This is a genomic window from Candidatus Zixiibacteriota bacterium (assembly GCA_040753875.1).
GTDB lineage: Bacteria > Zixibacteria > MSB-5A5 > GN15 > FEB-12 > DATKJY01.
In genome coordinates this window covers 141,715-165,993 of record JBFMDV010000025.1, presented here as the reverse complement: position 1 = coordinate 165,993, position 24,279 = coordinate 141,715, and the positions used below count along the sequence as shown (strand labels likewise).

Below are 24,279 nucleotides of genomic sequence, written 5' to 3'. Positions count from 1 at the left end.
TTGTGCCCCCTATAACCGGCTCTGAATGTAAGCGAGAATCTCGTCTGGTTTCGTGCTCTTCCGGCATCGATCAAGAAACTCCGTCAAGTCTTCGACGGTAAGGACGCAGATTCCGTCCTGCTTAGCTTCGCCAAACGTGCTTTGCGAAACTGCCTCGCGCGGCATTGATACGATGAGTGCAGGGACAAACTCGAAACCTCTAACGGCAGATTGAAGCTTATTAACGCGTTCAAGTAGCTTTGCCAACTTGTTCTCCTGTGTGGCCAAGCTGGTCGTACATTCGTAGACAACCGCTGTTTGTGTACTGGGCGCGACCGCAATTCCGTCAGGTCGTTTCTCTTGATTTCCGACCTTCATGTGAGAGTATGGCATGCATGCAAATCCGTTAAGCGAGAAAAGGAAGGCTACAGCGAGTTCGAAATCTCGCGCTTTGTCGGTTCCTTCTCCCTTGAGGAATCTTTCTAGGATCTCCCCTCCATCATCCATTTGATTGTAGATTTCCAGTAGTGACGGGGCGAGTCGCGGATTCTCAAGTGATCTCTGGTCCGCGACTTCGTTCTTGTATCTTAGGAAAAGGTCTACCCTACTCGCCTCTTGGATTGGCATTGAAAATGCCCAGTGCTCAACAGACGTTTGGTCCATGTGGATGTCAAGTTGGTCAAGGCGGTAGGTTACCCGGTTGGCCCGCGCTCCTGCGCGTCGTGCGATGATTCCAATTGAAACATCATTCATAACGGTCTCACCAAATACGTCTATACCTATCATAAGCCTGGTATCCTCGATACTTGTTCCTGACCCCAGAGAGACGGGTGGAACAGCAATCACATCGACACTTGAAAGCTCACGTCGCCCTATCTTGACTGCGAGGCGAAACTGGTCGTGGATTAAATCGAATAGGTCAGCGTATGGCTCATTCATCCTGTTCAGTGCCAAGTCGAGCATGTCGATGTCCTGAACAAGATTCTGAAAGCTGTCGTCCAATGCGCAAAGAGCGAGCACGGTTTGGTGGATTCCATATTCTCGATACGCTTGGTCAGGCGAGAGGGTCCTCTGAAAGAAGCCCCTCTGAGTCGATTGGAATTCTCCTGCACTCACTCTTCCGTAACCGATTTCACAATCGCAGACTGCATACCTGCCTTCTGCAATACGCCGGATGACTGGGTCGAATTCACATATTGGCCAGCGCCCGGTGATGAGTGCCAAATTATCTGTAATCGGGGCCTTTGTGCCCCAAGGTCGGCCGCTCGCTTTCTCGTAGAGCGGAATCAATTGGGTGACGAGATTCACCCAGTTGCCAAACCTTTGAAAGGTAAGAATGCGAAGATCAAACGACTTATAAGCGTCGAAGAACGGTCTAACGCATTTAACAAACTTGTCTAACTCCTGGCTCACTTTGGCACTCCCTCTTCTATGCTATTCATCCACCCCCACCCCAATCTCGTACGCGCTCGGTTTGGTGGTGTCGGATTTGGGGCCGATCCACTTGGCACTGTTAGATGCCCAGGGTTCTTTGTAAGAGTCGTTTCCGCCGCGGTCGAGGAAGACGCCGAAGGTGTTTAGAAATGCGCGAGGGCCCTGATTCAATGGGTTTGAACGGCCGAGAACTGCGCCGCCGTGCGTGTTGTAGGTGTCATCGCCGGACCAGTCATCGAATATTCCCATCCCCTGGAAATTCCCTGCTCCCACGGAGAGAGTTGGCGCGTTGTAAACGTCGTTACCGCCCCGCTCGTTGAAATAGCCGATCGTGAAATCGTGTCCTGAGCCGATCGACATGTTCATCGTAGCGGTGTAGATGTCATCGCCGGCGAAATCATCGAGATACCCGACCGCGAAATGCGCCCCGGACCCCTGATCGTACCAGACGGCATCGTAACGGTCGTTACCGGCGCCGTCGAGCAACATCCCGACCGCAAACCAATAGCCGCACCCCTGCGCGAACAGTCCGGCGGAGTAGTGATCATCGCCGGAGACATCGCACAGAATGCCAACACCGCCGGCCCAACTGTGACCATCGATGTAGTCCGCCCGTCTGCCGAATCCGACCCCCTGCGCGAGTGAGGAGTTATGCTCTTTGGTCTGCGAAGCGGGTGCAAACAGGATACTGTCCTCCGCGATATAGACATCGTTGCCGGCGTAGTTGATACAGAGACCGCACCCTTTAGTGTAGCCGTATCCCTGAGCGTTGGCGTAGCAATAGAGAGAGTCATTGCCGACCGAGTCGATAAGTATCCCGACCCCAAATTGGCCGCACCCCTGAGTGTAGCTTCGCGACGAGTACTTGTCGTTGCCGGATTTGTCGCAGAGGACGGCGACACCGAACAGGCCGCTACCGAGTGACAGATTTTTCGCCTGATAGATGTCATCGCCCGCTTTGTCAATCAGCACCGACATACCAATGACGGCGCCACCGATTCCGGGGCGAAGACTGTCAGTCGAGATATACCGGTCGTTCCCTTCGGCATCGACAATGGCGGCCAGGGGGAAATCATCGGGATAGCCCGAATAGCTATAAGTGTCATTGCCGCCGCCATCGATGATGAGCAGCGGCGGGGCGATATAGGCGTAGTTATCGTCTTCTTTCGTGCCCACCACGATCAGCCCCTGATGGGTTTTGATCTCGACGCGGAAAGAAGGGAACTCGCAGAACTCCAGTGAATCGGCCAGACGGCGAAGTGATTCGGCGATATCCTCGGCGCCGCCGATCATGCGGTTGAAATCGACTTTGTCGACCATCGCCTCGACATCATCGTTGTACTGCTGGCTGTCGGCGACAAAGTACTGGTAGAGTTTGATGCGATGTTTGTCCTTGTTGATCTCGTTGATGCTCTGCTTAAACATCGACTTGGGGTCATCGACGACGCGAAAGAACAGATCGATTTTCTGTCGCAGTGTTTTGTATTTCTCGCCGGTTAGCACGTTGCGGTTGGAGGTAATGGAGGGCTTGGGGAATGAGTCAGGGAAATTCATCCACTCGGCCAGTTGTTCGCCGATAAGGCCGCGGCGGACCGGGCAGTCTATCCGTCGACCGGCACCGCTTATTAGAGCAGTGATATTGGTGACATCGGTGCTGAAACCTTCGAGGTTGATCTGGCCGTATTTGGGGAGCTTGAGCGGGTTCTGGTGGAACATGGTGAAATAGGTGAGGCGCCATCGGTCGCCGCCCCATCCGGCCATTTCATCGCGGTCGAACCGGAGATCTTCGCTGGTCAGGCCGACCTGGGCGAGGGCGGTGTCGAAGAGGGGGATGTCCTGGGCGAGGGATAGAAATGGTGAAAGTAGAAAGCCGAGAATGAGAGCGAATGTCTTCATGTGTATTCTCCTGATGTTGAACTGGGAAACTTAGCGCGGGGTGGAGAAGGGGACAAGATAATTGATGGTGCTGGATATCCGGCAGGTGACACACGGCCTTTTTTGGTGCGTCGGGTCACACCATCCGCCTGATGGCGGAAGGCAGGACCCGACGCAACGAGAGGAACTGGGACCCGCCTGAAGCAGGTGGGGTACACCACCGACCGGTCGACGTTGCACGAAAGCGTCGGGTCACACCATCCGCCTGACGGCGGAAGGCAGGACCCAACGCAACGCGGGAAGACCGGCAGGTCACACCCGTCCTCGAGAGCGATGTGACGAAGTTGGTTGTGAGTGAAGTGACGGTCTCGGCCGGGCAAGACCTGCCGGAACGTTCGAATGGGACGGGCGCAGAGACGGTTTTCTTGTGCTTGTCAAAATCGACAGATTTGGTTAGATTATGTGAAAATTGTCACAACCCGTGTGCAGAGGAACTAATGGTGAAAGCAGACAAGCTGACCAAACTCGTCAAAGACCACAGCGTTGAATATATCGATCTGAAATTCGATGACCTGCTCGGATTCTGGCACCATATAACGCTGCCGATATCATCGCTCACCGATGAACTGTTCGTGACCGGAGTCGGGGTGGATGGTTCCTCGATGCCTGGATTCTCATCCATAGAGCGGGGGGATATGATCATGCTGCCGGATCCGGAAACGGCGTTTATCGATCCGTTTTTCGATCGTCCCACGGTCTCGATGCTTGGTGATATGGTTGAGGTGAAGGATACGATCGTGCCATATTCACGCAACCCGCGTCGTGTCACCAAGGATGCGGACAAGTATCTCGGAAAGATAGTCAAGGGAGCGCAGGCGATAATCGGCCCCGAATTTGAGTTCTACGTATTCGACAAGGTGAATTTCTTTCAGGGGTCGGGGTCGGCGTTCTATCATCTGGACACGGCCGAGGCAGCCTGGAATGCGGCGCAGGATGCGGAGAGTCTGGGGTACAAGATTCCATACAAGAAAGGGTATCACGCCGCGCCGCCGATGGACCGGACCTACAATCTCCGCTCGGAGATTTCGGCCATGCTGGCCAAGGTGGGAGTCGAGTTGAAGTATCATCACCACGAGGTTGGAGGGGCCGGGCAGCACGAGATCGAGGTGAAGTTTGCTCCACTGTTGCAGATGGCTGACCTTTCGATGATCATCAAGTACATGATCAAGAACCAGTGTTTTCGGATGGGGAAGTCGGCGACCTTTATGCCGAAGCCGCTGTTCAACGAACCAGGCTCTGGGTTGCACGTGCATCAGTATCTGACTGACAGCAAAGGGTCTCTATTTTACGACAAGAAGGGTCCGGCGCAGTTTTCCAAGCTGGGATTGTACTATATCGGCGGGGTGCTGGCGCACGTGGATTCGCTTTTGGCATTCACGAATCCCTCGACCAATTCGTTCAAGCGGCTGGTGCCGGGGTTTGAAGCACCGGTGGCGGGGACATACTCGGTGGGGAATCGCACGGCATGCATACGAATACCTGGTTATCAGCGGAATCCGAAGACCATGCGGTTCGAGTTCCGTCCGCCCGATGGCACCATGAATCCGCACCTGGCGTATGCGGCGATGGTGATGGCGGGTCTGGATGGCATCAAGCGGAAGATCGACCCCGGGAAGATGCTTGACAAGAATCTGGACACATTGCCGGCGGCAGAACTGGCGAAGATTCACACGTTGCCAACCTCGCTCACGAAGGCGCTCGATGCGCTGGAGCGGGACCACGAATATCTGATGCAGGGGGGAGTGTTTACCGAGGATCTGCTGGAGAACTGGATCAAGCTCAAACGGACAGAAGTGGCGGCGATTCGGGTGCGCCCCACGCCGCACGAGTTTGAGTTGTATTATGATTTGTAATAATCAGATTCTGTCACCCCAGCGAAAGCTGGGGTCCACCCTTTCGCTTGGGCTGGACTCCAGCATGCGCTGGAGTGACAACCAGAAGGCTTTGTGTTCCGTCCGATGAATGTCTGATTTCTGGTCACCCCAGCGAAAGCTGGGGTCCAGTGCGGTTCAGATTGGCAAGAAGTGCATTACTATTATGTCTACATCCTGGCCAGCAAGAGGAACGGTACCCTGTATATTGGGATGACAAATGACCTGGCCAGACGCGTGTTCGAACACAAGAACAAATTGACTCCTGGTTTCACTGCGCACTATGGCGTTCACACTCTCGTGTACTTTGAGTCATTTGGCAGTCCGCAAGACGCAATTGCACGAGAGAAGCAACTGAAGTGGTGGAAACGGGAGTGGAAAATTGCGTTGATAGAGAGATTCAACCCCAGTTGGCGAGATCTCTATGAAGAGATGCAATGAACCTGGATTCCAGCTTTCGCTGGAATGACGCCAGTGACACGGTTTTTAAGCCGGAAACTGGAATCTGATATTCGCCGCAAAGCCGCGCGCTTGGGACTATCCAAACAACGATGGCCTTGGGGCCGTAAAGCTCTTTAAGACACACTCAGATCCTCGGAGCATCCATGCCAATACAGGAGTTGTCGCGGCTCTTTGCCTACAACCACTGGGCTAATTGCGAAGTTGTAAAGAGACTCATTACCGAGGGGAGATCCCCCTCAAGGGCCATTGCGATATTCGCACATATCATCGCCGCCGAGCGGCTCTGGTGGCATCGATTGCACAACGCGCCGTCGTCGGTGGCGGTCTGGCCGGAGTTCACGGCAAATGAGTGCGAGCGGCAATTGCCGGAGTTGCGGTCTATGTGGCAAACAGTGCTGGGCGGTGCAGACGAGGTAGGTCTGACACGGTCGGTATCATACAAGAATAGCAAGGGTGAGCCGTTCACCAGCAATGTGGGCGACATTCTTCTGCACGTGATTATGCACGGGAGCTATCATCGCGGTCAGATTGCCTCGATACTGCGCCAGGCCGGCCATGAGCCGTCGTACACCGATTTTATTCACGCCGTGCGAAACGGTTATGTCCACTGAGGATGCGGCGAGCTTATCCGCGGATCCGCTCGATATCGACCTGTCGCCCCAACACGACAAGGATATCCGTGTCTTTGATCTTGAATGACGGACCTGGAATGAACTGGAAGTCGCCGGTGAGGACATCCTTGATGGCAATCACCTCGAGGCGGAATTCGGAACGGAGATTGAGATCCGTGAGCGACTTGCCATAAAAGCGGGGCGGCGGCGCGATCTCGGCGATAGAGTATTCATCGGAGAGCGGCAGAAAGTCCAGCAGATTGGGCTGAGCGAGGGAGCGGGCCAGCTTGCTGGCAACATCTTCTTCGGGGATCACCACTTCATCGGCGCCGACCTTATAGAGAATCTTGGAATGGTCCGCGGAGTTGGCTTTGACGATGATGCGCTTAGCGTTCAGATCGTTCAGATGCAGCGTTATCAGGATCGACGCGTGTGAATCCTGACCGGTGGAGACGATGAAACAGTCGTAGCTGTCGACGCCGATATGTTCGAGGAACCGCCGCTCGCGGGCATCGGCGGCGATTGCCTGGTGCGCGTGGTCCTGCAGATCCTGCACCTTGTTTTTGTCAACATCGATGGCAGTGATCTTGCACCCCAGTTCGTGCAGCTTGCGCGCCACCATGGCGCCGAAATTTCCCAGACCGATAACAGCGAACTCTTTCATACGCTCAACCTACCATAACAGACTCTTCGGAGAACACGATCTCTCCGCGTTTGGGGAGCCGCGCCAGCGCGAACGCCAGGGTCAGCAGCCCGACCCTCCCTATGAACATCGTCAGAATGATAACAATCTTGCCCCCCGTACTCAAGGAAGGGGTGAGGCCCAGCGACAAGCCCACGGTGCCGAAGGCCGACACGGTTTCGAACAAATGCTGGACAAACCAGTCACCGCCGGCGGAGTGAGGAGTCGCCCGTTCCTGGACGAACATCAGCGCCCCGAACATCAGCAGAATAACAAGCGACGCGAGAATGAAGACAGTAATGGCCTGCACGATCGACTCGACGGTGATGGAGCGTCGAAACGCAGTCACCGAACTTCGCCCGACAAAGCGATTCCAGACCAGAAGCGAGATCACGGACATGGTGGTGGCTTTAATACCGCCGCCGGTGGAGCCGGGGCAGGCGCCGATGAACATCAGGATAATGATAATGAGGATACTGACATCGGTCAGACTCCCTTGCGCTATGGTGTCAAAACCGGCGGTCCGAGGCGTCACCGACTGAAAAAACGCGTTGGCCAACTTGTCACCAAGGCTCATACCCGCATAGGCGGAACGCCGTTCGACCAGGTAGAAGATCACGGTGCCTGCAGCAAGCAGAACGGTTGTACTGATGATCGACAGCTTGCTATGAAGCGACAAAGTCGAGCGGGGATGAATGGCGCGATCAGCCAGCTCGCGGATGACGGCAAAGCCGAGTCCGCCGGCTACGATGAGGGATCCGATTATCAGGATGACCGGAATGTCGTTGTGAAACGCCTCGAGGTTGGTCGAAAAGGTTGAGAAGCCGGCATTGCAGAATGCAGAGACGGCATGGAATACGGCGTGGAAGGCGGCATCGGGCGCCGCAAATTGATCCTGGAGTTTCACAAACAGGAGGAGGGCGCCAATTGCCTCGATCCCAAACGTTATCAGCAACACCGCTTTGAGAAGCGACTTGAAATGAAGTGGTTTGCCGCTTCCCAGTGATTGTGTGAGACCCAGACGTTCGTGATACGACATTCTGGCTCCGACCGCCGCAAACAGGGCGGTCATGAATGTCATCACCCCGAGGCCGCCAAGCTGGATAAGTGTCAGGATGACAATCTGACCGAAACGGGTGTAGTCTTTCTCGGTGTCTACAACGGTGAGACCGGTTACGCAAACTGCTGAGGTGGCAGTGAACAGGGCATCAACGAAGGGGATCCGGTGCTGTCTTCCGGAGACCGGCTGACTCAGCAGCAACGCTCCCACTATAATAGTGAGACCAAAGGCGAGGATGACCTGGCGGCCCGGTACGCGAGTCAATAACTGCATATAGTGCTCGTGCGATTCTGTCCCAGAGCTTCGGATAAGAGGAATGTCGGCAACGATCTATGCAAGATAATAGTGGCGATAAGGACGGTTTCTCAGACCTGCTTGTGCACCACCATGGCCGAGGCTTGGGCTTTGGGCAGGATGATCAGTTCGGCCACCTGGACATGCTCCGGGCGGCTGCATACCCAGAGTATCGACTCGGCGATGTCGTCGCCGGAAAGCGGTTTGTACCCCTGGTATACTCCGGCGGCACGCTCCGTGTCGCCATGAAACCGCACTTCGGAAAACTCGGTTTGGACCAGTCCCGGATCGACACTGCAAACTCTCACTGGCGTGTCCACCAGATCCATCAGCAATCCGCGGGTCAGGGCATTGACGGCATGTTTGGTGGCGCAGTAGACGTTGCCGCCCGGGTACAGCTCATGGCCGGCGATCGAGCCGATATTGACGATCTGACCCCGTCCGCGTTTAACCATGCCGGGGATGACGGCTCTACTAACGTACAAGAGGCCTTTGACATTGGTGTCGATCATCTCATCCCAGTCGGCGGTGTCTCCCTGGTGCAGCTTATCGAGTCCCCGGCTTAATCCGGCGTTATTAATGAGGATGTCTATCTCCTGCCAGGCCGAGGGAAGTCCGCTTATTTCCTTTTCCACAGCCGCCTTGTTGCGAACATCGAGTTTGAGCAGATGGGTTTCGGTTTGAAACAAACTGGCGAGTTTCTCGAGTCGGTCGATACGTCGTGCGGCCATCAGCACGCGGGCGCCTGCTTCTGCGAACTTGCGGGCGGTGGCGAGGCCGATACCTGAAGATGCCCCTGTTACAAAAACGGTCCTGTTTTTTAGCACGGCTCGAAGACCCTCTCGATTGTACAATAGCAAATTGGCGCCAAAGGTAAACCATACGGGCCATCAAGTCAACGGGCCGGTGGTTTTGGCACCGACGGACCACCAGTCGGGATTGAGGGAATTATGGTCAGATGACCATAATCTGCGCATTCGGCGACCGCACTGGTCCGGCACGAAGCCCGCCAAGAAAAGTTAAGATGTATTATTTCAACGTCTTAAGCGGGCACCAATAATCAGTTTTCGGGCGGTTCTCCGGCACGTCCTCTGCAGTTGCTGGTGGTGGAACGTTAAAGAATTCCTTGATCGCCCGATAAAACCAGTATGGCAATCGCCCTACTGCTCTGGGCAGGTCGGGAGCAGAAAAAGGGCACAGCAATGGCAAGCACAAAGAAAAGGAATGTCGGCCTGCCGAAAAAAACGTATTGGCATCTGTACAGCCTTCAGAACCTGGAAGGGGATAAGTTCATGAAGGTTATCAACAAGGTCCTTAAGAGAGAGTTTGTTTTGATCAAGTAAGAGCAGGGTTTTTTCCCTTGACACCCCTTTTGAACCGAGGTAGCTTGGCGGCGGTTTGTTGCCATACGACTTCGGGCCTGGCCGTCTCGGGGTACCGATTTCACCCTCTTAAGGGTCTGGGAAGGTTTTGATGCTAAAGAAACGGATCATTCTGTGGTTTCTGCCGGATAATTATTCGGACGCCAAGCAGATCAGCATCCCAAGGATCTGGCTGTACTGCGCGCCTGGCATTTTCGTAGCTATCTTACTCGGTAGTCTGGTCCTGCTTTCGACATTCTTCGGCGATCGGGTCAACAAGTCGGAGCTGAAGCGGTTGAAGGCCGAGAACCAGTTCCTGGCCGAAAAGTACGAAAAAATCCGATGGACACTGTCTGAGGCGGAGTCCCGGTTCACCGACCTGGTGAACAAAGAGATCGCCATTCGGACACTCTTCAATTTGCCCGAAATCAATGTCAGCGAGCGGCAGCTCGGTATTGGCGGCCCGGGACCTCTCGGGTTCGCGTCAATGACGGAGACCCAGCAGGACGCTGTGCTTACGGAATCGCAGGTGGATCGCCTGCTCAAGGTATCTGAGTTTGAGTTGAGCAAGTTCGGCGAGGTCGAAGCGGCGCTGACCGGACTCAAAGACAGGCTGGACCACACGCCGTCGATCAACCCCACCCAGGGATGGGCATCACGGGGATATGGCATGCACTATGACCCGTTCACCGGGTACCGCCAGATGCACCGGGGGGTCGACATTGCCAACCACGCCGGAACACCGATCGTAGCGCCAGCCACAGGCAAAGTTGTCTATGCGGGAAAGGACCCGGGTGGTTTGGGGAACCTGATAGCGGTCGACCACGGGTTCGGCTTTCTGACGAGATTCGGCCATCTGTCCAAGATCCAGGTTAGGAACGGGCAGTCCGTGGCGCGGGGCGAAGTTCTAGGGCTTATGGGCTCGACCGGCTATTCGACCGGTCCGCACCTGCATTATGAGGTCTGGCGCAACGGCAAGCCGCTTGACCCTCGCGAGTTTATTCTTAACGGCATGTAAGCCAATCAATTAGTTAACTGAAAGAGCCGTCCGCAAGGGCGGCTCTTTTTTTGTGGCCCGAGAGCGGAGGGTGGGGGCAGATCGCATAACACAGGAACTTTGTCCGGTTTCAACTGTTGAACCATCAAGAGGGGGCAAGGGGAGTGTTATGGCGGTATGGAAGCGAGCCAAATACCCAATCGAACCGCTGACTCAAGAAGAGCATGACGAACTGGAAGTCAGGCGTCTGGTGGCTGCCATCAAGCAGGGACGGCGCGATGCGTTCAGTTTGCTGGTCCGACGATATCGCAGTCAGGTGGCCGCACTGGCCTATAAGATCGTGGGTGACTACGACGAGGCGGCCGATATCACCCAGACGGTCTTTGTCAAGATGGCGGCCAATATCTGGCGCTATGACGATTCCAAGAAATTCTACACGTGGTTGTACCGCGTCACGGTCAATGCCTCGATCGATCACCTTCGCAAAATACGACGGCATCGCCACGAGCCACTCGAAAACGTTTACGATGTGGTCGAGAGCCGGGCGGCGAGTCCCGAAACAGCGTTTCGACGACAGCAGCTCGACGGCTATATTCAGCAGGCGGCCAACACGCTGAACGACAAGCAACGGTCGGCATTTATGCTTCGCGATGTCGGGGGCTGCCGCGTGGACGATGTTGCGACGATCATGAACATGCCGGAAGCCACCGTGCGGTGGTACCTTCATAGGGCGCGGGCTAAGATTCGGAAAGAACTTCTCAAGCGTTGCCCGCAACTGTTGATTGCCCTTGGGATCAAATAGCCGGTTTCCGTCGTTTTCCACACCAAAACAGAGAGTATATTGGGTGAAGTATGGCGCAACGTCAGGAACTGTCTCTACGAATTGAGGGGATGCATTGTGCCAGTTGTGTGGCATCGATAGAGAAGGGTGTGAGCGGGATGGACGGGGTGGAGGCGTGCCGAGTCAATCTGGCGACCAATTCGGCGGTGGTTTCGTTCGACGCGACTCAGCTTGATGAAGAGCGTATTGTCGGCAAGATCGAGGAACTTGGATACGGCGCGGAGGTCGGCCAGCAGGATATTCTGAGCGCTCAACAGAAGGAACTTGGTGAAGCCCGCAGAAACTTTCTGGTTTCGTTGGCGCTCACGGTTCCGCTGATGGCGCTGGCCATGCTGCCAATGTGGCGTCTGACACCGCTTTTCGGACATACGGTTGATGCTTGGCTGCAGGCGATCCTCGCGGGGGTCGTGCTGTTCGTGGCAGGGCGTTCGATTCTGTCCGATGCCGCCAAACAGACGATCCATGTCACAGCCAATATGAACTCGCTGATCGCGATGGGGACGCTGGCGGCGTTCGGCTGGAGTCTCTGGGTGCTCGTTGCACATGGCGGGGCACAGCACGACTTGCTGTATTTCGAGTCGGCGGGGATGATTGTGACGCTGATACTGGTGGGACGGTTTCTTGAGGCGAGGGCCAAGGGGAAGGCGGGTGATGCCATCAAGGCGCTCATGCAGTTACAGCCCACCACAGCGACGGCCATCATAAACGGTGTTGAGATTGAAGTAGACGCGGTGTCGTTGCAGCCCGGCATGATGGTGCTGGTCAAGCCGGGAGAACGGATACCTGCGGATGGTGAAATCGGCGAGGGGTCCGCGACAGTTGATGAGTCGATGATGACGGGTGAATCGCTGCCGCTGGAGAAGCAGGTTGGAGATCGCGTGATCGGAGGGGCGTTGAACGGACACACCTCGTTCGAGATGCGTGTGACGGCGACCGGAGCGGCGAGTTTCTTGTCCAATGTCATCCGCTTGGTGTCAGAGGCGCAGGGGCGCAAGGCGCCGGTGCAGAAACTGGCGGACCGTGTGGCGGCGGTATTTGTGCCGATAGTGCTCGTACTGGCGGCCGTGACGCTGGTCGCGTGGTATCTGGCAGCACCGGGGAGCCCGATGATGGTTCGCTCCGTTATCGCGGTACTGATTATTGCGTGTCCGTGCGCACTGGGATTGGCCACGCCGACCGCGGTGCTAGCCGGGACCGGGCGGGCGGCACGTACAGGTGTGATCATTCGCGGCGGAGATGTCCTCGAAAAGCTGGCGCAGGTCAACGGCGTGGTGTTCGACAAAACCGGCACACTTACATCGGGGGAGCTGCAAGTCCTGGAAGTTCATACGGTGCCGTCGATGTCGTCGGTACAGTTCCTGTCACTGGTCGGCGCGGTGGAGACTCGATCCGAGCATCCGGTGGCGAGGGCTATTGCAAGGTATGCCGCCGAGCAAAGGACTCAGTTCGGGACAGTACGCGAGCTGGAAGCGCTCCCAGGATTTGGCGTGAGGGCAATCGTTGACGGCAAAGAGCTGTTGATCGGAAGCAGGGGTCTGATGGAGGACCGACAGATATCTCTGGAACTGGTGCAGTTGGCCGCGGATCAGGCAATGTCGCAGGGGAAGACGGTAGCGTATGCGGCTATCGACGGCAAAGTGGCCGGTTGCCTGGCATTGGCCGATCGAATTCGAAGTGACGCCAGGGAAACGGTTACCGCACTCAGAAAGCAGTTTCCCCTGGTGACCATGTTGTCCGGGGATAATCGACGGACCGCCGAGGAGGTGGCGCGCTCACTTGGATTGGAAAGGTATGAAGCGGAGGTTCTTCCGGATCAAAAGCAGGCGGTGATTGGCTCGTACCGCAATGCGGGATACCGGGTGGCGATGGTGGGGGACGGGATAAACGATGCCCCGGCGCTCGCTGCGGCCGATGTGGGGATTGCCATGGGGAGCGGCACCGATATCGCGATTGAGGCGGCGGATGTAGTGCTGGTGAAGCCGAACCTTCACTTGTTAAACAGGGCGTTCACGATTGCGCGAGCGAGCATGAGGACTATTCGCCAGAATCTGTTTTGGGCGTTTTTTTACAATGTGGTCGCGATTCCGGTTGCCGCCGGGCTGTTGTATCCGGTGTTTGGGTGGACGTTGTCGCCCATGCTGGCGGCGCTGGCGATGTCGCTATCTTCAGTGTTTGTCGTTTCGAACTCGGTGCGCCTCGGCCGTCTCAAGCTGGACTGAACGGCGCGTTGTGGCAAGGGTTCCTGCGAGAACCCACACGCCGACTTCTTTCCTTTCGATTGACATATTCCTATAGCTATATTCCCAACTATGAAGCTATCTCCGCGGGCGGCGTTTATTCTATTTGTGTCGATGGTGGCGTTTGCGTTGGCGCAGGCGCTCTGGTGGATCATTTTCATGGCACGGGTGGTCGGGGAGAAGGTGGATATAGCGAAGGAACTGGGAGGTTCGCCCGAGCTGGTGGAGCAGATTCATCGCCAGGAAATAACCCGGCAGATCATGGTTGGGACGGAGGGTGTGTTCTTTCTGGTTCTTATTCTCCTTGGCGCGTGGCTGATTTATCGCGCGCTGGTGCGGACGGAAGAGTTGAAATTCCATCAGCAGAATTTCCTGTCGGCTGTTACGCATGAACTGAAGACGCCGCTCGCCTCCATCAAGCTCTATCTCGATACGCTGGAATCGGCCAAGGTAGCGCCAGAGAAGAAAGAGATGATCGTCCCGCGCATGAAAGAAGATGTGGCGAGGCTGGAGAAGCTGGTGGAAGATATTCTCGAAGCAGGGCGATTCGATCGGAGCGGGTACCATATTGAGAAATCGAGGTTTGATTTGTCGGCGCTGGTGACCGAACGGTTGGATGTTGTGGCCAGGGTACCATCGAAAGTTCCTAAGTCAATCGACAGAGAGATACCAAATGGAGTGTATGTTCACGGTGACAGATCGGCCATGGGGCGGGCGGTCGATGCGATATTGGAGAATGCACTCAAATACCACAACGATGAGACGGTGCATATTTCTGTTCGGCTGGGCACGGATGGGGATTGGATCAGCCTGGCGATAGCGGATGAGGGAATAGGTTTCGAGCCGAAAGAGGCATCGGCGATATTCGAACGGTTCTATCGAGTTGGGGATGAGATGACGAGACGAAATTCGGGGACGGGATTGGGGCTGTATCTCTGCCGGGAGATCATCCGTGCGCACGGTGGCAGTGTGACGGCGCGATCGGACGGTGCGGGCAAGGGTGCGGAGTTTACAATCACACTGAAAAGGGCGGACGGCTATGAAAACGATACTGATAGTTGAAGATGACCAGCATCTGGCCGACGGTCTGATCATGAACCTCGAAGCGGAGGGGTATCAGGTTATGCATATCGACAACGGCCTGCAGGCACTCGAGGCGTTCGAGCGGGGGCAGTTCGACCTGGTGTTGCTTGATATTATGCTGCCCGGGATGGACGGACTAACAATCTGTAAGAAAATACGGGCCGGCGGGTCCACGGTGCCGATTCTGTTCATCACTGCGCGTGATCAGACAGAGCAGAAGATTGAAGGTTTGCTTGCCGGCGGTGATGATTATATCACCAAGCCGTTTCACGTGCAGGAACTGACGGCGCGCATACAGGGGATTTTCCGTCGGCAGGCGTGGCTGGCTACGGAAGAGACAGTAGCCGGGTCGTACGAGTGGGAGGGGCGGAAAATCAATTTCAAGACGTACGAGGCGGAGGGGCCGGGCGGGAAGTTCGTGCTGACTCGCAAAGAGTGCATGGTTGTGAAATATCTCGTAGAACGTGAGGGCGAGGTGGTGAGCCGGGACCAGTTGCTCGACGCGGTGTGGGGGTATCACATTTATCCGACCAACCGGACGGTGGACAATTTCATTTTGAAGATTAGGAAAATATTCGAGGAGGATTCGAAGAACCCGGTCTATTTTGAGACGATTAGGGGGGTGGGGTATAGGTTTTGGGGGAAGAGGTCCTGAAGCGATAGGGCGGCAGGTCACAACTTCTGCCTGACCGGCAGAAGTCAGGACCTGCCGCAACTATTACGGCATGTGACTTTGAAATGGGTTGTGTCAGGTCTTGCTGTCCGCCGAAGGCGGATAGTGTGACCTGACACGTGCGGGCGCAGAGGGAAATCATGGGACTGCGATATCCTGATCAAAATTCTGGGTACTGCTTCTTCGTGACAACAACGTTTGCGGAGTGGCGACGGCTCGGCGATTGGCCAGGAGTGTACGAGGCCCTCAGCGATTCACTTGCCCATTATGCAGTAGTCTATCGGGCCAAGATCGCCGGGTACGTGTTCATGCCGAGTCATCTGCACGTCGTTCTTTTCATCGATGGAAAACAACTTGGCCCGTTCATGCGGGATTTAAAGAAGTTCACAGCACAGAAATCGTTGCCGGTACTTGGCATCAATAAATCGCCTGTCTGGATGCCCAGATATGATCGTGTCCAAATCGAGGCCGAGGAGATTCTTCGTATTAAGCTGGATTACATTCATCAGAATCCGGTGAGAGCGGGTCTGGTTATCCGGCCCGAGCTTTGGCGATGGAGCAGCGCTGCTGACTACTTGGCTGGCAGTCCGGGACCGGTGCCAGTTTGGAAGGATTGGGCGTGATTCCCTTACGGGCGGCAGGTCACAACTTCTGCCTGGTCGGCAGAAGTCAGGACCTGCCGCAACTTAGAAACTGCGCGCGTCACTATCACCAGTTATTTTGAGTTATCTTTCCCGCCGCAAGCGGCGGGGTACCCAGGTGAACCAACGGCTGGATTCCCGCTTGTCGCGGGAATGACAGCCAAGGCAGCCGATACAACACGTGCGGTCGGGTCACACGGTCCGAAGCGGACCACAAGACCCGACTGAACGGCAAATATCACATCTGCAATCACCCCCGAGATTTGACCAAACATCTTGGGTGCCGCCCGCCGTATCAGATGGTACATTGTCCGAACGAGTAAACCGTACATCCAAGGGAGTCACACATGATTCAGAAAATCAGCCCGTTTCTGTGGTTTGACACGCAGGCTGAAGAAGCGGCCAATTTCTACGTTTCGATCTTCAAGAACTCGAAAGTCAATCTCGTTACACGGTATGGCGATCACGGTCCGGGGCCGAAGGGATCGGTGATGACCGTCTCATTTCAACTCGAGGGGCAGGAGTTCGTGGCGCTGAACGGCGGGCCGATGTTCAAGTTCACCGAGGCGGTCTCGTTCGTGGTGAACTGCGAGACGCAGGCGGAAGTTGATTACTACTGGGACAAGCTCATCGCTGAGGGGGGACAGCCTATTCAATGTGGTTGGCTGAAGGACAAGTACGGGTTGGCGTGGCAGATCGTTCCGACCGCTTTCTTCCGCATGATCTCGGACAAGGACGCGGGCAAGAGGGAGCGGGTGATGCTCGCCATGATGCAGATGGTCAAATTCGATCTCGCTGCGTTGCAGCGTGCCTATGAGCAGAGTTGACTTTGCAGGGTCTGCGAGTAGTGTCGGTTCTTGGCAAATCGCCGAAAATCATGTTTCTTGGTCGACATGATTTCACTGGTTTTGGCTCTCGGCAACAAAGGGAAGAAGTATGTCGGGACTCGGCATAATCTTGGGTTTGAGCTTGGGGACCGAGTAGCAGTAGAATTGAAGGCTGGCGAGAAAGAGGATTTCGGCGAGTATTGGCTGTCTAAAGCGCAAAAAGGGGATTTGGAGGTCTGGATCGCTTGGCCGAAAACCTACATGAACGGTTCAGGTGAGGCGGCGGTTAAGTTGTTGGAGCAGTTGCAGATATCACTTGAGGAAATGCTTGTGCTGGTCGATGACTTTGCTTTGCCGCTTGGGGCTCTCCGGTTTCGGTCAGAGGGTTCGGATGGGGGCCATAACGGGTTGGCGTCGATCATCGAGACAATCGGGACGGAGCGGTTCCCCCGCCTAAGAATGGGGATCGGGCCTGTTGACAAATCGATTGATATTGTCGATTTTGTGCTCTCGAAATTTACGGCTTCTGAGCGGAAACAAGCCGACGAGATGCTTGTTCGAGCAACCGAGGCAGTGCACTTTGCCATAGACCATCGTCTTGAAGAGGCGATGTCGAAATATAACAGTAACCCTGCTCCGTCGAACAACACGTAGCGCCGACGGAGCCGTTTGAACCTTAACCAACGTCCAAAGGGAGGTACGCTCGTGCGCTATTACGAGACCACCTTTATTGTCAATCCCCAGGCCGATGATGCGACGATAGACCGTCAGGTACAGGCGGTCACTAATGTCATCACGTCCAACGGGGGCAAGATCATCTTCGAGGATCGACTCGGCACGCGCCGTCTGGCGTATCCAGTCGCGGGGCTGACGCAAGGGTATTTCGCCAGTCTGATCTTCGAATCATCCGGCACGATTGTCCCGATCCTCGACCGCCACTATCGAATTGAGGAACCGTATTTGCGGTATCTCACGATCGTGTTCGAAGGGGACCCGGCGGCGGTGCGGGAACGCCAGAAAGAGTTTGCAGCTCGTCTTGAAGAGCGGGAGCGAGAGGACCGGGAGCGGTATCGTGACCGTGATCGGGATAGAGACCGTGACCGTGATCGTGATGACGACCGGGATAATCGGCGGTATTCCCGTCGCCCGGCACCATCGGCTCCGCCTCCGGCACCGGTAGCGCCACGGCCCGAGCCGCGGGTTGAGGCAAAGCCGGTGGAAGCTCCGGTTGAGGAGCCTGAGGCGAACGACACGGACGATGAGCAACTGTAAGAGGATCGGACAATCTGAGGTGAGGATATTCCCATGAGTGAATTTGGCGACAAGAGACGCAGGAAAGTATGTCGTTTCTGCGAAAACAAGATCAACTTCATCGATTATAAAGATGAGCGGCTGCTGCGCCGGTTTATGACCGAACGGGGCAAAATGGTGCCGCGTCGCATTTCCGGAAACTGTGCCACCCATCAGCGGAAGCTGACGCAGGCGATCAAGCGTGGGCGGCACATGGCCATCCTGCCGTTTGTGAGTGAATCGTACCGCTGAGCAATTGGAGCAGACGGCGGCCCCAAAGTCGACTGTGCGATACCGTCGCGGGCCACTAACCTGGCTGGCGGTAGCAGGCATGTTGCTGTATCCGGCGTTGAAGGTCGGTGCGTTTCGGGTCGACGGGTCGGCGGCGGCAGCGGCAGTCACCTCGGCGATAGCATATTTCCTGGCGATGTTCCTGTATTTCTCGATAGCTGACATGGCGTACAACCGCCGAACCGTTCTGCTTTGGCTGGCCGGGTTGGGCGGGGCGGTGCTGGCCGCCGCGCTTGGAGGACTTGACGACGTCTGGCTGGTGCTCACATCCTGGAGTATGGTCTGGCTGGTGGCCGTGGTGGCGGGTCGTCTAATCCTGGCGCAGCGTACCCGCACGATGGTATACGTGAGCGGGGTTCTGCTGCTGGTCATTATCTCGGCGATCGAGATGCTGCCACGATGGGCGATGCTGATGCAATTCATGACCGGCATGAGTTCGATAGTGCAAAGCGATATTCAAAACAGCCTGCTGGCCGGCGGCTACACACCGGAAATGGTGCAGAGCTACGGCGAGGTGATCAAGAAGCTGCTGGACTGGCTGGTTCGGTTGACACCAGCCTCGATGGTGATGACCGTTATAACGCAGTTCAGTGTGGGCTATTTGTTGTTCTTGAATCGGATCCATCGGTGCGGTAAGGCCACCCGAGGGGTCGACAACTTTGTGCTTTGGAAAGTGCCGTTTGCTCTCACGCCGGTGCTGATCCTGGCGATCCTGGCGCGGCTGGCGGGCAACGAGACCGTACGGATGCTGGCCGACAATGCCATCGTGGTGATGGCGATCTTCTATTGCATATCCGGGCTGGCGGTGATCGAACATTTTCTAAGGCGATTCGGCGTGAGCCGTCTGCTTCGCGTGTTGTTCTATCTCTTGCTGTTTTTCACGCAGGTGGCCGGTCTGGCAGCGGCAGTGCTGCTCGGATTCATCGACAGTTTCACCGATTGGCGAAAACTGTCGGGTGCGAACACAAGTATCGAAACGTAGGTTAATAGCGTATATTAGAAAAGAGGATATCATGAAAGTGATCCTTCGTGAAGACGTGGAGTCGTTGGGCGAGGCCGGTCAGACGGTTGAGGTCAAGGACGGATATGGCCGCAATTTTCTGATCCCGCGCAATCTGGCGATTCCGGCGTCGCGCGCGAACCTGGCGGCAGTGGGCGAGATCGCCAAACAAAAGACCTCGCGCGAGAAGAAACGTCGCCGCGCCGCAGAAGTGGTGAAAGACAAGATCGAGCGCTTGTCGCTCTCGGCCGAAGTGCTGGTAGGCGAGGAGGACAAGGTGTTCGGCTCGGTGACCGCACACGAGATCGCCGGCCTGCTGGAGACGGAAGGGGTGATGGTGGACAAGCGGGCCATTCATCTCGAAGAACCGATCAAGGCGCTGGGCGTGTACACGGTGCCGGTCAAGATAGACAAGGATGTGATCGCCAATCTGAAGCTGTGGGTGATCAAGAAAAGCTGATCCATGAAGATGCTTGAAGTGAAGGTGGAGGGTCTGGCGCTGGATATGACCACCAACACGCCGGTCGTGGTGCTGTCGCCGACCGGGCTGGACAAGGTGCTGCCTATCTGGATCGGCCACGCCGAAGCCTGGGCGATTGCGATGGAGCTTTCCGGCGTGGGGTCGAAACGCCCCTTGACCCATGACCTCCTCAAGCGGGTGATCGAGACGCTTCATGCCCACGTGGAGCGGATCGAAGTGACGGAGCTACGGGAACAGACGTTTTACGCGATCATTCATCTTACCGTCGACGGTCAGACCTGTCAGGTCGATGCGCGCCCTTCAGACTCGATCGCGCTCGCTCTGAAAACCGGCGCCGCCATTTTCGTGAACGAGGAGTTGTTCGACCTGAAGCGCGAGGGGACGGCCGAGCCGCTCGATATGCCGACCGACCGGGAGTCGCTGCGGGAACGCCTGAAACGCATCAATCCTGAAGATTTCGGAAAATACTCACTGTAGATGTCCTGGAGAGTTCTCCGTGTGCTCGGCGCGACGCTGGCGATGTCGTGTCTGTGGGCCGGGTCGTTCGCGCAGTCGGCCGCAAGTCCCGCTGCCGGAGCGGATCGCGCCCTCGATGATGGCATGCGACTCATGCGTGAGGGGAAGTTCACGCTGGCTGTACGCGCACTCGGCGAACTGCAGGGAAACAACGCCGATTCGGCCAATCGAGATTTTCAAACCTATCTTTACGGTAAGGCGCTGTATCATTCCGGCAATTTTACCGATGCGCTGGCGGCATTTCGCAGACTTGAAAAGGAGCACGGGCAATCGGCGTATGTTCCGTACGCCTATTTCTTCATGGGGAATATCCAGTATGCCTCGGGGTCACCGGACAGGGCGGTAGGCAGGTACCTTCAGGCGCTGGGTCATACCTCGGATCCGAAGCTGCAGGCATTGGCGCTCGAATCGGTGGATCGGGCGCTGGTGTCGAATCCGCGTCTGCGCATCGATGCGGGGAGGATCGTGGAGATCCCGGAACCGCAGCGATGTCTGGCGGCGCGGACGCTCGGCACCCGGCTGCTGAGTGTGAGGCAGAACGACGAAGCCGCCAAGCTGCTCGCGTTGTGCCCGGATATGGCGAAGCGACCGACTGCAAACAGGTCGGATTTCGCAGTTCTTGGTGAAGAGATCGCCATTGGTGTGGCGGTTCCGCTGTCGGGCGAACTTCAGAATTACGGCGAAGACATCTTGAATGGCGCCGTGGTCGCGGCAGAGATGTACCGGGGCCAGGCCGGCCGATCGCTCACGATAGTACCGTTTGATACCAGAGGGGAGCCAGTGGCGGCCGGTCGTCTGGTGGGCACGCTGGCCGATGCGGATATCGATGCGGTGATCGGTCCATTGACCAGCGAGGAAACGGCGGTGGCATCGGCATCGCTGTCGTGCAGATCGCTGCCGCTCCTGGTGCCGGCGGCTACGGAAAGCGGACTGACTCTTCTCAGCCAGACATCGTTCCAGTTATCTCCCAATATCGAGCTTGAGGGGATAGTCATGGCCGAGTACGCGGTGCGAAATCTCAAGGCGGATTCGGCGGTGATCATGACATCATCGAATTCCGAGAATCTGACGATGGCGGGGTCGTTCGAGCGTCGATTCAAGGAACTGGGAGGCAAAGTGGTGGCGGTCGAATACTACCGCTCGCGCGACAAAGATTTCGGCGGTATGATACGCGATGTCAAATCGATCCTGCTTGGACGCTCGGAAGATACGGCGCTTTACATAAATGAGCGGGGTGATACGCTGGAACCGGATGCTGCGCCGGCACGGGTGGATTGTCTGTTCCTGCCTGGTTCCGCGGACCAGCTTCGTCTGCTCCTGCCGCAGTTGAATTTCTATAATCTCCGAGGACATTACCTTGGCTCCGACGGCTGGGGCGACGACGCCATCTATGGGCTGGGCAGTGACATCACGCGCAACGTGGTGTTTCCGTCGCCGTTTCTCGATGCGGGACAATCCGAGGCGTTTCTTCGGTTCTCAGCCTCGTACACGGCGCGGTACGGCAAGAAACCGGCTCGGCTGGCGTGTCTTGGACATGACGCGGTGAAACTGGTGGCGCAGGCGACGGCAAAAGACGTGGTCACACGGGAGCAATTGGTCCGGCAACTGTCAGCGACCAGTTCCTTTGAAGGGGCTGCCGCGAGACTGAGTTTCGGCGCACATCGAGAGAATATTGACCTGCCGCTGTACCAGATCGAATCGGGACAGCCGCGGCTGCTCGAACCGACGCGTTCCACATCGCCAGCGCCGACGGCACCGCGCTGAATGGACACTTGGACGTTCTGATTTCAACAGCGGGACCGCAGTGGATTCTTGACATGATCATTCACGTATAACCTGAAAGAGAAAGACCGTTGTGGATGAAAAACGCGTAGCGATTAAAATGGTGGTCGACGGCAAGGAGCGCGAGGTGAGTTTCGAGGAACTGGCGCTTTCCAACAATCTGGCGCTGGAGGCGCTGGTGCGGCTCATGGTCGAAAAAAAGTTGTTCCAGCCTAACGAGCTTTTGAAAAGCATGGAACAGGTGAAAAAAGAACGGTACCGCCAGCCGGACAAGCCAAACGCATAGTGTATCATGGCCGATGCAGGTCAAAACACAAAGGGAGCGGCAGCGACCGCGGGCAGTGAAGGTGAAGGGGCGGTCCTGGAGTGGACCAGCCATCCAATGAAACGGAAGCCGATGATGGCAATAGCGACGTCGGCGTTTGTTCTGTTGGTGAGCCTGCTCGTGTATCTGAGCACGGGGTCAAGACTGTTTACCGTGCTCGCTCTGGTCGTGCTTCTGTTATCGCTGTCGAAATTTTATTTTCCGACGGTCTATCGGCTGAGCGACAGGCGGATCATGATCAAAACGACGACACATACACTATACAAGGAATGGAGCATCTTCCGAAGCTGCTGGCCCGACAAGAACGGCATCCTCCTGTCGCCGTTCGTTGAGCAGTCGCGACTCGAGAATTTTCGGGGCATCTTTCTACTCTTTGATGATAATGCCACTGAAGTAACGGCATTCGTCAAGGCTCGCATCAATCGCCCGACGGCGGATATGCTACAACCAGGAATCCGACCATGAGTTTTTTCAAAGGTGGCACCGATCTGCCGAGTCCGGCTGATGCACTTCCCGAAGATGAAGCTGCCGTGCTGGACCGCGTGGCATTCAAGGTTGTGGACAAGGGTTGGACCGTTCCGGCGATCCTGTTTTTGGAGTCAGTGAAGCCCTTGAATTTCATTGGTTCGCAGGCGATGGTGTTTTTCGAACCGATAATCCAGAGCATTTTCAATTTGCGCGATTACGATACGTTTCGGTGTGCGCTGGAGAAGCGTCAGTCGCTCGAAATCATGATTCAGAGGATTGAGGCGTACGATTCCGTGTCGCTGGCACGTGAGAAACGTATCAAGAAGTTCTTCAAGGAAGAAAAGAAGAAGTGGAAATGGTATCAGCGCTGGTTGGGTGTTTTCACGCCGCGAGTGGTCATCCCGGATAGTGTGCTGAATCCGCCATTGGATTCATCGGCTAACGACAAAAAAGAAGACGGGCCATCGGGCCGCCCCGCATAGTCTTTCCTATTACATCACCGTCATCATTTGCCGGAATGCGCTTTGGCGCTGATCGCCTCGAGCTGATAGACTTCGATGGCTTTGGCCAGCGTGTCGGCGAGGGGTGAGCGCATCTGTTTCAGAAAATCCAGTTCTGTCGTCGCCTTGTCCGGTTGGTCCATGGCGAGATAGGTCTCGCCGCGGTATTCGCGGGCCTTTGCGAAATCCGGTTTCAGGCCGATGGCCTTCTCATACGCCTTGAGTGACTCATCGAGTTTGCCGAGTTTCCGATAGCAGTAGCCCAGATTATTGTGTGCCTCGGCCAGTTTTGGGTTGAGCTCGACCGCCTGATTGAATTTGCCGACTGCTTTCTCGAACTCCTTGCGTGCTTTGGCATCCGAAGTGGCGCGGTAGTTGTATGCGAAGATCGAGTCTCCCTTTTGGCCAATGGTGCGCGCTGATTCCATCGCCTTGACACCGTCGTTATACAAGCGGGTGGCTTTTTTCTGGTCGTCGGCTGCTTTTTCCTCAGGTGACTTCTCACCGGAGCCGAGGGCGAAGGTGCTGGTGGCAGCGAAGGTGAGGAGTGACAGCGCGGTGATCATCAGCTGTAGGCGGGTAGACATTGTGGTCATGGAGTCTCCTTGTCTAATATTTGCTTGCTGATTAGAACAACA

27 protein-coding genes are annotated in these 24,279 nt (G+C 56.0%); 21 read left to right on the top strand and 6 right to left on the bottom strand.

Annotated elements, in window-relative coordinates; translation table 11 throughout:
• Positions 1–9: 9 nt before the first annotated feature.
• A complete protein-coding gene (locus AB1644_09745) occupies positions 10–1,392 on the bottom strand; it encodes a hypothetical protein (protein ID MEW6051326.1) in 1,383 nt (460 codons plus the stop codon).
• Positions 1,393–1,413: 21 nt separating this feature from the next.
• Positions 1,414–3,309, bottom strand: a complete 1,896-nt coding sequence (locus AB1644_09740) for a hypothetical protein (GenBank protein ID MEW6051325.1) — start codon at positions 3,307–3,309, stop codon at positions 1,414–1,416.
• Between the two features lie 476 nt (positions 3,310–3,785).
• On the opposite strand from AB1644_09740, the gene glnA reads away from it, so the two are divergent.
• From glnA to AB1644_09725, 3 genes are all read left to right on the top strand, one after another.
• On the top strand, positions 3,786–5,201 hold the full coding sequence (gene glnA, locus AB1644_09735) for a type I glutamate--ammonia ligase (GenBank protein MEW6051324.1): 1,416 nt from the start codon (positions 3,786–3,788) through the stop codon (positions 5,199–5,201).
• 171 nt (positions 5,202–5,372) lie between these two features.
• Positions 5,373–5,660: a GIY-YIG nuclease family protein gene (locus tag AB1644_09730; protein ID MEW6051323.1), complete on the top strand. Its 288-nt coding sequence runs from the start codon at positions 5,373–5,375 to the stop codon at positions 5,658–5,660.
• A 164-nt stretch (positions 5,661–5,824) separates the two neighbouring features.
• Positions 5,825–6,292, top strand: coding sequence for a DinB family protein (locus AB1644_09725; protein MEW6051322.1), 468 nt, complete (start codon positions 5,825–5,827; stop codon positions 6,290–6,292).
• 13 nt (positions 6,293–6,305) lie between these two features.
• Here the strand turns inward: AB1644_09725 and AB1644_09720 are convergent, their stop codons facing one another.
• From AB1644_09720 to AB1644_09710, 3 genes are all read right to left on the bottom strand, one after another.
• Positions 6,306–6,956 carry a TrkA family potassium uptake protein gene (locus AB1644_09720; GenBank protein ID MEW6051321.1) on the bottom strand — a complete coding sequence of 217 codons (651 nt, stop codon included), beginning with the start codon at positions 6,954–6,956 and terminating at the stop codon, positions 6,306–6,308.
• Positions 6,957–6,960: 4 nt separating this feature from the next.
• Positions 6,961–8,307 carry a TrkH family potassium uptake protein gene (locus AB1644_09715; GenBank protein MEW6051320.1) on the bottom strand — a complete coding sequence of 449 codons (1,347 nt, stop codon included), beginning with the start codon at positions 8,305–8,307 and terminating at the stop codon, positions 6,961–6,963.
• Positions 8,308–8,399: 92 nt separating this feature from the next.
• The gene (locus AB1644_09710) at positions 8,400–9,155 is read right to left on the bottom strand and encodes an SDR family oxidoreductase (protein MEW6051319.1); all 756 of its coding nucleotides are present in this window, start codon (positions 9,153–9,155) and stop codon (positions 8,400–8,402) included.
• 321 nt (positions 9,156–9,476) lie between these two features.
• Between AB1644_09710 and AB1644_09705 the strand changes: the two genes are divergently transcribed.
• From AB1644_09705 to AB1644_09620, 18 genes are all read left to right on the top strand, one after another.
• Entirely contained in the window at positions 9,477–9,671 is a 195-nt protein-coding gene (locus AB1644_09705; protein ID MEW6051318.1) for a hypothetical protein, read from the top strand.
• A 130-nt stretch (positions 9,672–9,801) separates the two neighbouring features.
• On the top strand, positions 9,802–10,707 hold the full coding sequence (locus AB1644_09700; protein MEW6051317.1) for a M23 family metallopeptidase: 906 nt from the start codon (positions 9,802–9,804) through the stop codon (positions 10,705–10,707).
• Positions 10,708–10,855: 148 nt separating this feature from the next.
• A complete protein-coding gene (locus AB1644_09695; GenBank protein ID MEW6051316.1) occupies positions 10,856–11,488 on the top strand; it encodes a sigma-70 family RNA polymerase sigma factor in 633 nt (210 codons plus the stop codon).
• 50 nt (positions 11,489–11,538) lie between these two features.
• Positions 11,539–13,746 (top strand): heavy metal translocating P-type ATPase, encoded by a 2,208-nt coding sequence (locus AB1644_09690; protein MEW6051315.1) that lies wholly within the window; start codon positions 11,539–11,541, stop codon positions 13,744–13,746.
• 90 nt (positions 13,747–13,836) lie between these two features.
• The gene (locus tag AB1644_09685; protein ID MEW6051314.1) at positions 13,837–14,826 is read left to right on the top strand and encodes a HAMP domain-containing sensor histidine kinase; all 990 of its coding nucleotides are present in this window, start codon (positions 13,837–13,839) and stop codon (positions 14,824–14,826) included.
• Positions 14,804–15,502 carry a response regulator transcription factor gene (locus AB1644_09680; protein ID MEW6051313.1) on the top strand — a complete coding sequence of 233 codons (699 nt, stop codon included), beginning with the start codon at positions 14,804–14,806 and terminating at the stop codon, positions 15,500–15,502. The genes AB1644_09685 and AB1644_09680 overlap by 23 nt, the downstream gene beginning before the upstream one ends.
• Positions 15,503–15,705: 203 nt before the next feature.
• Positions 15,706–16,143, top strand: a complete 438-nt coding sequence (locus AB1644_09675; protein ID MEW6051312.1) for a hypothetical protein — start codon at positions 15,706–15,708, stop codon at positions 16,141–16,143.
• 368 nt (positions 16,144–16,511) lie between these two features.
• Positions 16,512–16,988 (top strand): VOC family protein, encoded by a 477-nt coding sequence (locus tag AB1644_09670; GenBank protein ID MEW6051311.1) that lies wholly within the window; start codon positions 16,512–16,514, stop codon positions 16,986–16,988.
• A gap of 66 nt (positions 16,989–17,054) precedes the next feature.
• Entirely contained in the window at positions 17,055–17,642 is a 588-nt protein-coding gene (gene pth / locus AB1644_09665; protein ID MEW6051310.1) for an aminoacyl-tRNA hydrolase, read from the top strand.
• Between the two features lie 51 nt (positions 17,643–17,693).
• Positions 17,694–18,260 carry a 30S ribosomal protein S6 gene (gene rpsF, locus AB1644_09660; protein ID MEW6051309.1) on the top strand — a complete coding sequence of 189 codons (567 nt, stop codon included), beginning with the start codon at positions 17,694–17,696 and terminating at the stop codon, positions 18,258–18,260.
• A 27-nt stretch (positions 18,261–18,287) separates the two neighbouring features.
• The gene (gene rpsR / locus AB1644_09655) at positions 18,288–18,530 is read left to right on the top strand and encodes a 30S ribosomal protein S18 (protein MEW6051308.1); all 243 of its coding nucleotides are present in this window, start codon (positions 18,288–18,290) and stop codon (positions 18,528–18,530) included.
• Positions 18,514–19,551, top strand: coding sequence for a DUF2232 domain-containing protein (locus AB1644_09650; GenBank protein MEW6051307.1), 1,038 nt, complete (start codon positions 18,514–18,516; stop codon positions 19,549–19,551). The genes rpsR and AB1644_09650 overlap by 17 nt, the downstream gene beginning before the upstream one ends.
• Positions 19,552–19,582: 31 nt before the next feature.
• On the top strand, positions 19,583–20,029 hold the full coding sequence (gene rplI, locus AB1644_09645) for a 50S ribosomal protein L9 (GenBank protein MEW6051306.1): 447 nt from the start codon (positions 19,583–19,585) through the stop codon (positions 20,027–20,029).
• Between the two features lie 3 nt (positions 20,030–20,032).
• On the top strand, positions 20,033–20,527 hold the full coding sequence (locus AB1644_09640; GenBank protein MEW6051305.1) for a bifunctional nuclease family protein: 495 nt from the start codon (positions 20,033–20,035) through the stop codon (positions 20,525–20,527).
• Positions 20,528–22,330 (top strand): penicillin-binding protein activator, encoded by a 1,803-nt coding sequence (locus tag AB1644_09635; GenBank protein MEW6051304.1) that lies wholly within the window; start codon positions 20,528–20,530, stop codon positions 22,328–22,330. It abuts the gene before it with no gap.
• 91 nt (positions 22,331–22,421) lie between these two features.
• Positions 22,422–22,634 carry a hypothetical protein gene (locus AB1644_09630; GenBank protein MEW6051303.1) on the top strand — a complete coding sequence of 71 codons (213 nt, stop codon included), beginning with the start codon at positions 22,422–22,424 and terminating at the stop codon, positions 22,632–22,634.
• A 96-nt stretch (positions 22,635–22,730) separates the two neighbouring features.
• On the top strand, positions 22,731–23,138 hold the full coding sequence (locus AB1644_09625) for a hypothetical protein (GenBank protein ID MEW6051302.1): 408 nt from the start codon (positions 22,731–22,733) through the stop codon (positions 23,136–23,138).
• On the top strand, positions 23,135–23,623 hold the full coding sequence (locus AB1644_09620; protein ID MEW6051301.1) for a hypothetical protein: 489 nt from the start codon (positions 23,135–23,137) through the stop codon (positions 23,621–23,623). Before AB1644_09625 ends, AB1644_09620 begins: the two co-directional genes overlap by 4 nt.
• A gap of 23 nt (positions 23,624–23,646) precedes the next feature.
• Here the strand turns inward: AB1644_09620 and AB1644_09615 are convergent, their stop codons facing one another.
• A complete protein-coding gene (locus AB1644_09615) occupies positions 23,647–24,237 on the bottom strand; it encodes a tetratricopeptide repeat protein (GenBank protein MEW6051300.1) in 591 nt (196 codons plus the stop codon).
• Positions 24,238–24,279: the final 42 nt, after the last annotated feature.